This window comes from Nonomuraea sp. NPDC004186 (assembly GCF_053603495.1).
In genome coordinates this window covers 51,166-62,740 of record NZ_JBSGFQ010000045.1, presented here as the reverse complement: position 1 = coordinate 62,740, position 11,575 = coordinate 51,166, and the positions used below count along the sequence as shown (strand labels likewise).

Sequence of the window (11,575 nt, the reverse complement as noted above, 5' to 3'; positions counted from 1 at the left end):
GAGGGGATGCTGCGAAGATGGCCTTTCACGTCGATTCCGAGGTCGGACGCCTGCGCCAGGTGCTCGTTCACGGGCCGGACCGGGCGCTCAGACGGCTGACCCCGTCCAACAAGGACGCGTTCCTCTTCGACGACGTGCTGTGGGTCCAGCGCGCGATGGAGGAGCACGAGGAGTTCCAGCGGGTGCTGACCGGCCGCGGCATCACGGTCCACCTGCTGGCCGACCTGCTCAGGGAGACCGTCGACATCCCCGAGGCGCGCAAGCACATCCTCGACGCCGTCATCGACGAGCGCTGGCTCGGCCCCGGCGCCACCGACGACGTCCGCAACATCCTCGACGGCATGGACTCCGCGACGCTGCAGGTCTACCTGACCGGCGGCATCACCAAGGGCGAGCTGCTCGAGAAGGGCTGCGGCCCCGGCTCCGTGACCTTCCACACCATGCGCGACGACGACTTCATCCTGCCGCCGCTGCCCAACCACCTCTTCACCCGCGACACGTCCTGCTGGATCTACGACGGCGTGTCGATCAACGCGATGAAGAAGAAGGCCCGCATGCGCGAGACGGTCAACATGGAGGCCGTCTACATGTACCACCCGACGTTCGCCGACGGCTTCAACCGGCCCGGGCAGGGGGGCTTCCACTGCTGGATGCCGGGCCAGCCGGTCGCGCCGGCGACCATCGAGGGCGGCGACGTGCTGGTCCTCGGCAGGGGCGCGGTGCTGATCGGCATGAGCGAGCGCACCCAGCCGCAGGCGGTGGAGATGCTGGCGCAGCGGCTGTTCGCGGCCGGCTCCGCGCGGAGGATCGTGGCGCTCGACATGCCGAAGGCGCGGGCGTTCATGCACCTCGACACCGTGATGACGATGCTGGACGTGGGCGTGTTCACCCAGTACGCGGGTCTCGGGATGCTGCCCGCGTACACCATCGAGCCCGGCGAGACGCGCAAGGAGCTCAAGGTCACCGACCACCCGCCGCAGGACATGCACCGGGCCATCGCCCACGCCATCGACCTGCCCGCCATCACGGTCCTGACGCCCACGCAGGACCTCCACGCGGCCGAACGGGAGCAGTGGGACGACGGCTGCAACGGGCTGGCGCTGGAGCCCGGCGTGGTCGTCGCCTACGAGCGCAACACCACCACCAACGCCTACCTGCGCGACAACGGCATCGAGGTCATCACGATCAGGGGCAGCGAGCTCGGCCGGGGGCGCGGCGGCCCGCGCTGCATGAGCTGCCCGCTCGAACGCGACGGAGTCTGAGGAGGGGCCGGATGCGGGTCATCGTCGCTCTGGGCGGCAACGCGGTGCTCAGGCGCGGCCAGGCGCCGGACGCGGACGTCCAGCGGGCCAACGTCCGCGCGGCTGTCAAGACGCTCGCCCGGCTCGCCGACCGGCACGAGCTGGTCATCACCCACGGGAACGGCCCGCAGGTCGGCCTGCTGGCCCTGGAGAGCGCCGCGGACCCCAACCTGACCAGGCCGTACCCGTTCGACACGCTCGGCGCGCAGACGCAGGGCATGATCGGCTACTGGATGCAGCAGGCCCTGCAGAACGCCCTGCCCGGCCGGCAGGTCCTGGCCATGGTCACGCAGACTCTGGTGACGGCCGTCGACCCCGCGTTCGAGCACCCGACCAAGTTCGTCGGCCAGGTCTACGAGCGTGAGGAGGCCGAGAAGCTGGCCGCCGAGTACGGCTGGACGGTCCGGCGGGACGGCGACCACTGGCGGCGCGTCGTGCCGTCGCCGACCCCGCGCCGCATCGTCGAGACCCGGCTGATCCACCAGATGATCCGCGAGGGCGTCATCGTGGTGTGCGCGGGCGGGGGCGGCATCCCGGTCGTCCGCGACGAGCGCGGCCGGCTCACCGGCGTGGAGGCGGTCATCGACAAGGACCTCACCGCCTCGATGCTGGCCGAGGCCCTGGAGTGCGACGCGTTCCTCATCCTCACCGACGTGCCGCGCGTCATGCGGGGCTTCGGCACGCCGCACCAGACGGAGATCGCCCACACCACGCCGCACGAGCTGCGCGCCCTGGAGTTCCCCGCGGGGTCGATGGGGCCGAAGGTGGAGGCGGTGTGCCGGTTCGTGGAGACGACCGGCGACATGGCCGCGATCGGAAAACTCGACGAGGCCGAGCGCATACTCGACGGCGCAGCGGGAACGATCGTGACACCCAACGGCAGGTGGCCGCTGACGAGCACGCTGTAGGGGGTGTCCCGTGACACTGGCCCAACGGCTCTTCCGCACCAAGCCCACGGAGCGCATCATCGCGGAGGGCGGTCACGGCGAGGGGGGCGAGCTGCGGCGCACCATGTCGCTCTGGCAGCTGACGCTGTTCAGCGTGGGCGCCACGCTCGGCACCGGCATCTTCGTCATCCTGGGGCAGGCGGTGCCCAAGGCGGGGCCGGCGGTGGTGGTGTCGTTCGTGCTGGCGGCGATCACGGCGCTGTTCTCGGCGCTGTCGTACGCCGAGCTGGCCGGGACGATCCCGGTGTCCGGCTCGTCCTATTCCTACGCGTACGCGACGCTGGGCGAGCTCGTGGCGTGGATCTGCGGCTGGTGCCTCATGCTGGAGTACGCCGTGTCCGTGGCGGCGGTGGCCGTGGGCTGGGGCGAATACCTCAACTCGTTCCTGCGCTCCCTGTTCGGCTTCACGCTGCCCGCGGCGATCACCCGCTCCCCCGGCCAGGACGGCGGCGTGATCAACGTCACCGCGATCGTCATCGTCCTGCTCGCCACGTGGCTGCTGCTGTACGGCGCCTCGGAGAGCGCCACGGCGAACGCGATCTTCGTGATGATCAAGGTCGTGGTGCTGCTCTTCTTCTGCGTGGTGGCGTTCACCGCCTTCCAGGCCAAGAACTTCACGCCCTTCGCACCCCTGGGGGTGGCCGGCATCACCGCGGCGGCCTCGCAGGTGTTCTTCTCCTACATCGGCTTCGACGCCGCCTCCACCGCGGGCGAGGAGGCCAAGAACCCCAAGCGCGACCTGCCCCTGGCGATCCTCCTGTCACTGGTCATCGTGACGGCCATCTACGTGCTCGTCGCGATGGCCGCCATCGGCGCGATGCCGTGGACGCAGTTCGACGCCAAGCACACCGAGGCGAGCCTGTCCTACATCGCCGACCTGGCCGTCGGCGCCACCTGGCCGGGCCTCATCGTCTCGTTCGGGGCGGTCATCGCCATCGCCAGCGTCGTGCTCACCGTCATCTTCGGCCAGACCCGCATCCTGTTCGCCATGTCCCGCGACGGGCTGATCCCGCGCGTCTTCCAGCGGGTCGACATGCGCCACCAGGTCCCCGTCGCGAACACCCTCATCGTCGCCGCGTTCATCTCCGTGCTGGCCGGCCTGGTGCCGCTCGGCCAGCTCGCCGAGGCGACCAGCATCGGCACCCTGTTCGCCTTCGCCATCGTGAACGTCGGCGTGCTCGTCCTGCGCTACCGCAGCCCCGAGCTGCCGCGTACCTTCCGCACGCCGCTGTTCCCCGCCACGCCGGTGCTCGGCGCCGTCTTCTGCCTCATCGTGATGGCGGGCCTGGCCGGGGCCACCTGGGTGGCGTTCGGGCTGTGGATGCTGGTGGGGCTGATCTGCTACTTCCTGTACGGCTACGGCCATTCGCGGCTGAATGCCGAGGTGAGCTGAATGAAGCTCAAGAACGTGCTGGCCGGCTGCATCCCGGAGCCCAGGGGCAGGGACGGGCTGGCGCTGGGCGCGCTGGTCAAGGAACAGGTGCACGGGCATCTGACGGTGGCCTACGTGCAGCCGCCCGCGTGGTCCGCGCCCGGACCGGCCAGGGCCGAGGAGAGCGCGTGGCGCGCGTACCTGATGGAGCAGGCCGACGCGACCCTCTGGCAGGCGCGCGAGCTGGCCGGCGACGACGCCGACTACGTGGTCCACACCCACAAGGGCAGCGGGCGCGGGCTGGTGGAGCTGGCGCGCAGGCGCGGCGCCGACGTCGTGGTGATCGGCTCGGCCTCCGGCGGCGGCAAGGGCCGCATCACCGTCGGCAGCACCGCCGACCAGCTCCTGCACTCGTCCTCCGTTCCCGTGCTGCTCGCCCCGCGCGGCTACGGCGACAAGCCCCCCGCCGCCTTCGAACGCCTCACCGTCGCCTACCGGCGCAGCCCCGGCTGCGACGCGGCGGTCAAGGACGCGGCGGCGGTGGCCGCGTCGCTGGACGTGCCCATGCGGCTGGTCACGCTGGTGATCAGCAACGGCAGGCGCGCCAGGATCGAGGAGGAGATGCTCGTCCGCCTGCGCGACGAGGCGGCCTCCAACCTGCGGGCGGCGGCCCACGGACGGCCACGCGTGGAGGTGGAGGTGCTGGAGGGCCGCAACGTCGCGCAGGCACTCGGTGCGACCTCGTGGCTCCCCGGCGAGATGATCATATGCGCTTCCAGCGCCACCGGGCCACTCAGGCGGGTCTTCCTCGGAGACACCTCGATCAAGATCGTACGGGCCGCGACCTGCCCTGTCATGATTCTCACGCGGCAGACCTAGGGCGGGGAAATTTCTCGTCAAACTCTGACGAAGTAGCGTTACCACTGGGACATGAGGGGCGATTGCGGCGATCCCTACCGGATCGGATTCGGCATCTTTTTTCCAATCAGCTTGACCTCAGGCGTCCGCCCCTTTACCGTCACTGTGCGTAACCACACCTCGCGGCGTTCTGGGGTAAACCTGGGGCCATGGCTACCGATGGTGCCGGGCTTGGCACCAGACCCCCCGGTGGCTAGGGCATACGCCGCAAGGGAGCACAATCTACTGAGAGCGATACATACAAGACCGGGGGCCACACAATGCCGTCTGAGTACGCAAAGTCGCTGGGTGCACGACTCCGCGCCATACGCACCCAGCAGGGCCTGTCCCTGCATGGAGTCGAGGAAAAGTCGCGTGGCAGGTGGAAAGCCGTGGTCGTGGGCTCGTACGAGCGTGGCGACCGTGCGGTGACCGTACAGAAGCTTGCCGAGCTTGCCGACTTCTACGGGGTGCCCGTATCCGAGCTGCTGCCGGGCGGAGCCGCGCCCAGCCCGCTCGGACCGACACCCAAGCTTGTGATCGACCTGGAGCGCCTGGCCACGCTGCCGAAGGAGAAGGCGGGGGCACTCGCCCGCTACGCCGCCACCATCCAGAGCCAGCGCGGTGACTACAACGGCAAGGTGCTGTCGATCCGCCAGGAGGACCTGCGCTCGCTTGCCGTGATCTACGACAAGTCGCCCAGCGAGCTGACCGAGGAGCTGATCAGCTGGGGCGTTCTCGACGCCGAGGCCCGCCGCGCCGTCGAGTCGTTCTGAGGCCGTCCCTCTCCCCTGAGGTCGCCCCCTCCCTCCGAGGCCGTCTCACCCCGCTCTGAGGCCGCCTCGCGCGCCTGAGGGCTCGCCACCGCCACGCGGCCGGCGAGCCACCCGGCATCGAGCGCCCTTCCCTGGCCCGCCGCGCTTTCCGAGCGGCATGGAGCCTGGTTTCGCGCCACCGTGGACACATTCCGCCCCCGCACAGGGCGGCCGTCCCGGAAAGCGCTTACTGGCGTGTGGGGGTCCACGTTGGAGCACCACCGAGCGAGCGGGATCGGTGGTGTGCGCCGACGTACGTCCCGGCCATAGGGCCGTCACATCGGCGCTCAGCCGCACGGAAGCCCCGCTCCAGCACGCACGCCAGGGCGGGGCGAACCGAGGCCGGCCCGCCAAAGGGGCGGACGGGCGAACTGAGGTCCACTCGCGGCAGACCACCCGCCGGACTGAGGTCCACTCGCGGAGGGACCACCCACCGAGCTGAGGTCCACTCGCGGAGGGACCACCCACCGAGCTGAGGTCCGCCTGCTGGGGCACCCACCGGGGCAGGACGGGCCGAGGTCAGCCGTCAAGGGACGCCCGCCGGGGCTGGGTCGGGCGGGCACGCCGCGCAGGCGCGCGTCTGCGGCTCGGCCGGAAGCTCGTCGGCGGTCGGCCGCGTTATGGCGCGGCAAGAGCCGGTGGGCCGCCAAGGGACATCCACCGGGATCCACCGGGGCCGTATCGACGGCGACCAGTCGCGCGAAAGCCGCGTTCGAGCGCGGTGCAGGGACCTCGGAACCCGGCGCGCCCCGGACGCCGCGGTCAGCCCGGCGCTGGGATCAGCCCGGTGTGCCAAGGACTGGGATCAGCCCGGCGTATCCAGGCCGCGGTCAGCCCGGCGACGGGGAACGTCCACCCGGACCATGAAGGTGAGATCAGCCCGGTGAAGGGACGTCGGAGGGTCAGCCTGCCAGCGGGACGTTGACGGGCAGTTGGGGCTGGGCCGGCATGCCGAGCAGGTCCTCCACCGTGGAGACGAACGTCTCCGCCTCGGCCAGGAGCTCGTCGGCGTCGGCCGCGCTGACCCGGCTGACCATGCCCGCCTCGGCGGCGGCGCGCTTGGCGGCGCTCACCGAGAAGTAGGCGGCCCACTCGGCCAGGCGCGGCTCGGCCTCGGGCAGCAACTCCCAGGCGCTGCGCAGGCGGCGCCTGCGGCCTTCCATGGGACGGGGACGGGCGGCCAGGATCGCCGCCGCCGCCCGAAGAGCTGCCAGGTGGGCGGCCACGTATCGGGATGCCGGAGTGCGAGCGCCGGTCGCCTCCGCCAGGCAGGAACGAGAATCGGTCAAGTGTGCCCGAACCGCAGGCGACAGCCGGGGCCCGGGCGTTTCTCTAGGCCGTGGTGCCATCTTGCGCGCCTCCTTGGAGTCGTGGGCGGCCGCCGGCGTCTCCGCCGGTGGTGCCAACAATCGCAGACCCCACCGACATTTCCACCGGGCTGGCCGGACGTGGAGCTTCCCCACTCCCCGTCCGGCCAGGGCACGCCCACTCGTCTCCGCCGACGACGAGGACGTGCCCTTCGCCCATGGAGCCTGGCCGCGGGGGAACGCTTGGGGAAGCGAACGGCCCGCGACCAGGTCCTGGTGACGTTGAGCCGCGAGCCCCACCGTCACTACGTCGAACATAATTTCGATCACCCTCGGTGTCAACCGATTCCACGAACACAGGTTCGACGAGTATGAGTCCGAAGGCGCGAAAAAGCCGTCGCCGCGGAGAGCTTGCGGCGACGGCCGGGTGGTTCAGGAGGACGAAAGGACGGTCGTCAGACGACCGAGATGGCGCCCGACGGGCAGAGGGTCACGGCGCGACGGACGCCGTCCTCCAGCTCCGCGGGAGGCACCTTCTGCAGGAGCACCACCGTGCCCTCGTCCTCGCTCTGGTCGAACACTTCCGGCACCGTCAGCGCGCACATGCCCGCCCCGATGCACACCGTCGTATCTGCCTTGATTTCCATGGTGACCTACCAAGTGACTGGGAGGCGGTGCACTCCATAGATGCTCATGTCCGAGCGCATCGGCACCTCCTCGGGTGTTACGGCCAAGCGTAGACCTGGGAAGCGGCGCAGCAGCGCAGGGTACCCGATGCGCATCTCGATGCGGGCGAGCTGCTGCCCCAGGCACTGGTGGATGCCGTGGCCGAAGGTCAGGTGCCCGCCCGCGGGCCTGGCGACGTCGAGCCGGTCACCGTCGGGGAAGCGGGAGGAGTCGCGGTTGACGGTGGGCAGGTGGAGCGCCACGCACTCGCCCGCCTTGATGAGGTTGCCCTCGATCTCGACGTCCTCCAGCGCGGTGCGCATCGGGCCGAGGTGGATGATCGTGAGGTAGCGCAGCAGCTCCTCGACCCCGTTCTCCACCACCGACGGGTCGTCGCGCATGGCGGCGAGCTGCGCGGGGCTGGTGAGCAGGGCGTACGTGCCGAGCCCCAGCATGTTGGCGGTCGTCTCGTGCCCGGCCACCAGCAGCAGCAGGGACACCCCGGCGAGCTCCTCGTCGTTCAGCTCCCCGCCCTCGATGAGCCCGCTGATCAGGTCGTCGGCCGGCTCCTTGCGCTTGCGCTGGACGAGCCCGTACATGAACGCCGTGATCCGGCCGAGCGCGGCCATCGCGTCCTCGGCCTTGGACTCCAGGTTGACCAGGAGCTTGGTGTCCTCCTGGAACTGCCCGCGGTCCTCGTACGGCACCCCGAGCAGCTCGCAGATCACCAGCGACGGGATCGGCAGCGCGAACTTCTCGACTAGGTCCACGGGCCCGCCGGCGGCGGCCATGTCGTCCAGGCAGGCGTTGGCGATCTCCTCGACCCTGGGTTCGAGCATCTTCATCCTGCGCACGGTGAACTGGCCGGTCAGCAGCCTGCGGAAGCGCGCGTGCTCGGGCTCGTCCATGCGCAGGAAGAACCCGGGCGGCGTCTTCGCGTCCTTCTGCATCCTCATCCGGAGCAGAGAACCCTCGATCGGCGGGTGCGCGAGCTCTGAGCGGTTGCTGAAGCGCGGGTGCGCGAGCACCGCGCGGGCGGCGGAGTAGCCGGTCACCAGCCAGCCCCGGTGGCCGTCGGCGAAGGTCATACGGTGCATGTTCGCCCGTTCTCGCAGCTCAGTGGCTTCGTCGGGCGGATCGAACGGGCGCTGCCGGTCGGTGGGAAAGGTCACGTCGGACATGTTTCGGCTCCTTTCCGAGCTTCACCTCCAGAAAACCTCATTCATTGCAAAATTTCAATGCATGAAAATCATATATGCATGCAGTATAGTTCCGTCATGGTGGATAACGGCGGCGTGGGACTGCGGGAGCGCAAGAAGCAGCGCACGCGCCGGGCACTGGTCGAGGCCGCGCTCCGGTTGTTCGACGAGAAGGGTTTCGACGAGACCACACTGGCGGAGATCGCCGCGGAGGCCGACGTGTCGACGCGCACGTTCTTCAGCTACTTCGCGAGCAAGGAGGACGTGGTCTTCTACGACTCCGCCCGCAAGATGGAGCTGGCCGCCGCGGCGATGGCCCACAGGGCTCCCGGCGAGTCGCCGGGCGACGTCCTCCTGCGGATCGTGGAGGAGAGCCTGACCTGGCTGACCACGTACGAGGAGCTCACGTTCGAGGACGCGGAGCTGCGGATCCGGCTCGTGCTCAAGGAGCCCACGCTGCGGGCGCGGGCGCTGGTGATGCTGCTCGAGAGCCAGACCACGCTGGCCCGGGCGCTGCGGGAGGCCTACCCCGAGCTGGACCCGGTGGAGGCGGCCGCCGCGGTGGGCGCGATGTTCGGGGCGGTGAAGCTGGCGATCGTCGCCGACCTCGGCCACGACCTGTCCGCGGAGCAGATGTCGAGCACGGCGCGCCGGGCGGCCGAGATCACGCTCGCCGGCCTGCGCTCCCTCGGATAGCTCCGGATGCCCGCTTTCTGAGAAGCTGTCCGGAGCGGAGAGGGGGGCGGATGGCGGGCAAGAGGCGGCTGATCGATTTCGTCCTGCCGGCGCTGGGGCCGGTCCTGGCGGCGGCGTACGCGGGGGTCAACCACGTGGCCATCGAGGCGGCCGTCAAGGCGCAGATCGCGGGCCCGGAGTGGGCGGGCGGCCGGCTCGCCGCCGACGGGATGACGGGGCTGGGCAGGGACGCCTGGCGGCTGGTCCTGGCCACCGCCGTGGTCGTGGGAGTCCTGGGAGTGGTGTACGCCGTCATCGGCGTGCTCCTGCGGCGGGGCGGCCGGGGCCGCACGCCCCTGCTCGTGCTGTCGGGCGTCCTGATCGTCCCGTACGCCCTCGCGGTCCTCGTCGCGCTGATCAATCCCGCCAGGGCGCTGGCGGGGCTCTACGACACCCCTGACTTCGCCGGCGGCCTTCCCGGGTGGCAGTCGGCCACCGTACTCGTCCTGGTGGCGGCCGGGCTGGCACAGGCCGCGGGGGTGGCGATGGCCGCCGCGGAGGGCAGGCGGGCCGCGAGCGCCCGGGCCTGAGGTCAGGCGGGCCGCGGGCGCCCGGGCCTGAGGGCTCAGCGGCAGCCGTCGTTCGACCAGGTCGTCCAGCCCATCTGGGCGCCGCCGCGTCCCGTGGCGGCCCAGCCCGCCGGCGGAGCCGTCCCGTACGGGACCACGGCCGTGCACGCGCCCGCCGGGGGCCGGCCGTTGTAGAGCTCGATCCGGGTCCACGACACCCGGTACGACAGCGGCACCCAGATGTTCCACCGCACCCGCCGGTCCACCGCCACTCGTCCGGGAGGCGGCGCGGGCAGCCAGTCCACGCCGCCCGACGGCCGGGCGGGCGCCTGCCCGGCCGTGAACGCGATGTCGATCAGCGCCAGCACGCCCACCACCAGCAGCAGCCTGGCCCGGCGCGCGGTCAGGAAGGCCGCCCCGGTCAGGCAGGCCAGCAGGATCAGGGCGGGTACGGAGGCCTCGACCAGGTTCAGCGCGTCGTTCTCACCCGTGAGAAAGATCACTTCGGGGAAGTCGAACGCGATGAACGCGTACCGCTCCAGCCGGTCCCCCGCGTACCAGGCGGCCACCCCGCCGGTCACCGCCATCAGCCCGGCGGCGGCCAGCGCGTGCCGCACCACGGCCAGGCGCCCACCCTTGATCAGGACGATCAGGCCGGCGAGCGTCCAGGCCACGGCGACGCAGGCCAGGTAGCGCCCGTAGACGTAGTTGCCGACGCGGTGCTCGTCCGGGAGGGCGGCCGAGGAGGCGTACGCGATGCCCAGGGTCGTCAGCAACAGCGTGCCCGCCAGGACGCGGTGCGCGTACGGCGCGGACCGCCGTACCAGTGTGGCCGCCGCGCCCGCCAGGCCGATGCCCGCGAGTCCCCAGGTGCCGGCGACGAGGTACCAGAGCTGCCCGATCGCGCCCGACAGCGCCCACGCCTGGCCTTCGAGGCTCGTGAGCCTGGACACCAGCAGCCCCGACAGGTCGCGGGGCCCGCCCGGATACAGCGCGGCGCCCAGCGCCCCGTTGAGTGCCTTGCCCGCCACCGCGACCACGGCCGCGCTCACCAGCGCCGCGACCACCGGACCCACCGCCCTCGCCGGCCCCGCCGCATCCGCCGGACCCACCGCCCTGCCGCGGACCGGCACCACCGCCCTTCTGCGGACCCACGCCACCACGACGACCAGGACGCAGACCGCCAGGACCACGGTCCCCCGCAGATGGGCCGCCATCGCGAACGCCGCCAGCGCGCCCGCCACCGCCCCGGCCCGCGCCGACCCGTACGCGACCAGGTCGTGCAGCGCGAGCAGCCAGGCCAGGACGAGCACGGGCAGGATCGCGTCGGTCAGCGCCAGCCCGGAGAACACCACCAGCGCCGGCGACAGCGCCGCGACGAACGCCGTGATCAGCGCCGCCCGCCCGCCCAGGCCCAGCCGCCGCAGCAGCAGGTACGCCAGCGGGTACGCGCTCGCCGCCGCCATCGATCCCACCCCGGCCACCAGCCGGTACGCCAGGACGGGGTCGGAGGTCAGCCAGAAGACCGGGACCAGCAGCAGCGGATAGCCGCCCTGGTAGAAGGTCGAGCCGGTGAGGTCGGCGCCCGGTCCGCCGGCCAGCCAGCGGGCGGCGAGGAGATATCCGGTCTCGTCCGGGTTCGCCACCGGTCCCGTGTGATACCGGTACAGCCACAGCCGTAACGCGACGTGGGCGACCCACCCGGCCGCCAGCAGCCACCACAGGCGGGCCCGTCCCGTATGCCGCGCCGTCGTGTGAACGGGCGCCGGCGTCATGAACGCAGTCGTCATGCTCTCCCCCCAAGAAAGTCAGGAGGGAGTCCAGCAA

Annotated in this window: 11 protein-coding genes; 7 read left to right on the top strand and 4 right to left on the bottom strand. The window is 71.2% G+C overall.

Annotated elements, in window-relative coordinates:
• Positions 1-17 precede the first annotated feature (17 nt).
• The 5 genes from ACWEPL_RS32385 to bldD all read left to right on the top strand — a co-directional run bounded on the left by ACWEPL_RS32385 (position 18) and on the right by bldD (position 5,293).
• On the top strand, positions 18-1,262 hold the full coding sequence (locus ACWEPL_RS32385; protein ID WP_363963624.1) for an arginine deiminase: 1,245 nt from the start codon (positions 18-20) through the stop codon (positions 1,260-1,262).
• An 11-nt stretch (positions 1,263-1,273) separates the two neighbouring features.
• Complete coding sequence (gene arcC / locus ACWEPL_RS32380) at positions 1,274-2,209, top strand: carbamate kinase (RefSeq protein WP_452438431.1); 936 nt, start codon at positions 1,274-1,276, stop codon at positions 2,207-2,209.
• 10 nt (positions 2,210-2,219) lie between these two features.
• Positions 2,220-3,641, top strand: a complete 1,422-nt coding sequence (locus ACWEPL_RS32375) for an amino acid permease (RefSeq protein ID WP_363963620.1) — start codon at positions 2,220-2,222, stop codon at positions 3,639-3,641.
• Entirely contained in the window at positions 3,642-4,499 is an 858-nt protein-coding gene (locus ACWEPL_RS32370; protein WP_363963618.1) for a universal stress protein, read from the top strand.
• 299 nt (positions 4,500-4,798) lie between these two features.
• Positions 4,799-5,293, top strand: a complete 495-nt coding sequence (bldD, locus tag ACWEPL_RS32365; protein WP_026214021.1) for a transcriptional regulator BldD — start codon at positions 4,799-4,801, stop codon at positions 5,291-5,293.
• 941 nt (positions 5,294-6,234) lie between these two features.
• Here bldD and ACWEPL_RS32360 read toward each other — a convergent pair.
• From ACWEPL_RS32360 to ACWEPL_RS32350, 3 genes are all read right to left on the bottom strand, one after another.
• Positions 6,235-6,621 carry an SAV_6107 family HEPN domain-containing protein gene (locus ACWEPL_RS32360; RefSeq protein WP_350729075.1) on the bottom strand — a complete coding sequence of 129 codons (387 nt, stop codon included), beginning with the start codon at positions 6,619-6,621 and terminating at the stop codon, positions 6,235-6,237.
• 473 nt (positions 6,622-7,094) lie between these two features.
• Positions 7,095-7,286, bottom strand: a complete 192-nt coding sequence (locus ACWEPL_RS32355; RefSeq protein ID WP_185072964.1) for a ferredoxin — start codon at positions 7,284-7,286, stop codon at positions 7,095-7,097.
• Positions 7,287-7,292: 6 nt separating this feature from the next.
• Entirely contained in the window at positions 7,293-8,486 is a 1,194-nt protein-coding gene (locus tag ACWEPL_RS32350; protein ID WP_452438430.1) for a cytochrome P450, read from the bottom strand.
• A gap of 96 nt (positions 8,487-8,582) precedes the next feature.
• Between ACWEPL_RS32350 and ACWEPL_RS32345 the strand changes: the two genes are divergently transcribed.
• On the top strand, positions 8,583-9,200 hold the full coding sequence (locus ACWEPL_RS32345; RefSeq protein WP_452438429.1) for a TetR/AcrR family transcriptional regulator: 618 nt from the start codon (positions 8,583-8,585) through the stop codon (positions 9,198-9,200).
• 50 nt (positions 9,201-9,250) lie between these two features.
• Positions 9,251-9,769 (top strand): hypothetical protein, encoded by a 519-nt coding sequence (locus ACWEPL_RS32340; protein ID WP_452438428.1) that lies wholly within the window; start codon positions 9,251-9,253, stop codon positions 9,767-9,769.
• A 35-nt stretch (positions 9,770-9,804) separates the two neighbouring features.
• Here the strand turns inward: ACWEPL_RS32340 and ACWEPL_RS32335 are convergent, their stop codons facing one another.
• Positions 9,805-11,538 carry a hypothetical protein gene (locus ACWEPL_RS32335; RefSeq protein WP_452438427.1) on the bottom strand — a complete coding sequence of 578 codons (1,734 nt, stop codon included), beginning with the start codon at positions 11,536-11,538 and terminating at the stop codon, positions 9,805-9,807.
• Positions 11,539-11,575 lie beyond the last annotated feature (37 nt).

What these genes read in the sequence shown, in the direction of transcription:
- ACWEPL_RS32355 (WP_185072964.1), bottom strand. Translation starts at nt 7,286, where the DNA reads ATGGAAATCAAGGCAGATACGACGGTGTGCATCGGGGCGGGCATGTGC.
- ACWEPL_RS32350 (WP_452438430.1), bottom strand. Translation starts at nt 8,486, where the DNA reads ATGTCCGACGTGACCTTTCCCACCGACCGGCAGCGCCCGTTCGATCCG.
- ACWEPL_RS32385 (WP_363963624.1), top strand. Translation starts at nt 18, where the DNA reads ATGGCCTTTCACGTCGATTCCGAGGTCGGACGCCTGCGCCAGGTGCTC.
- arcC (WP_452438431.1), top strand. Translation starts at nt 1,274, where the DNA reads ATGCGGGTCATCGTCGCTCTGGGCGGCAACGCGGTGCTCAGGCGCGGC.
- ACWEPL_RS32345 (WP_452438429.1), top strand. Translation starts at nt 8,583, where the DNA reads ATGGTGGATAACGGCGGCGTGGGACTGCGGGAGCGCAAGAAGCAGCGC.
- ACWEPL_RS32340 (WP_452438428.1), top strand. Translation starts at nt 9,251, where the DNA reads ATGGCGGGCAAGAGGCGGCTGATCGATTTCGTCCTGCCGGCGCTGGGG.
- ACWEPL_RS32370 (WP_363963618.1), top strand. Translation starts at nt 3,642, where the DNA reads ATGAAGCTCAAGAACGTGCTGGCCGGCTGCATCCCGGAGCCCAGGGGC.
- bldD (WP_026214021.1), top strand. Translation starts at nt 4,799, where the DNA reads ATGCCGTCTGAGTACGCAAAGTCGCTGGGTGCACGACTCCGCGCCATA.
- ACWEPL_RS32335 (WP_452438427.1), bottom strand. Translation starts at nt 11,538, where the DNA reads ATGACGACTGCGTTCATGACGCCGGCGCCCGTTCACACGACGGCGCGG.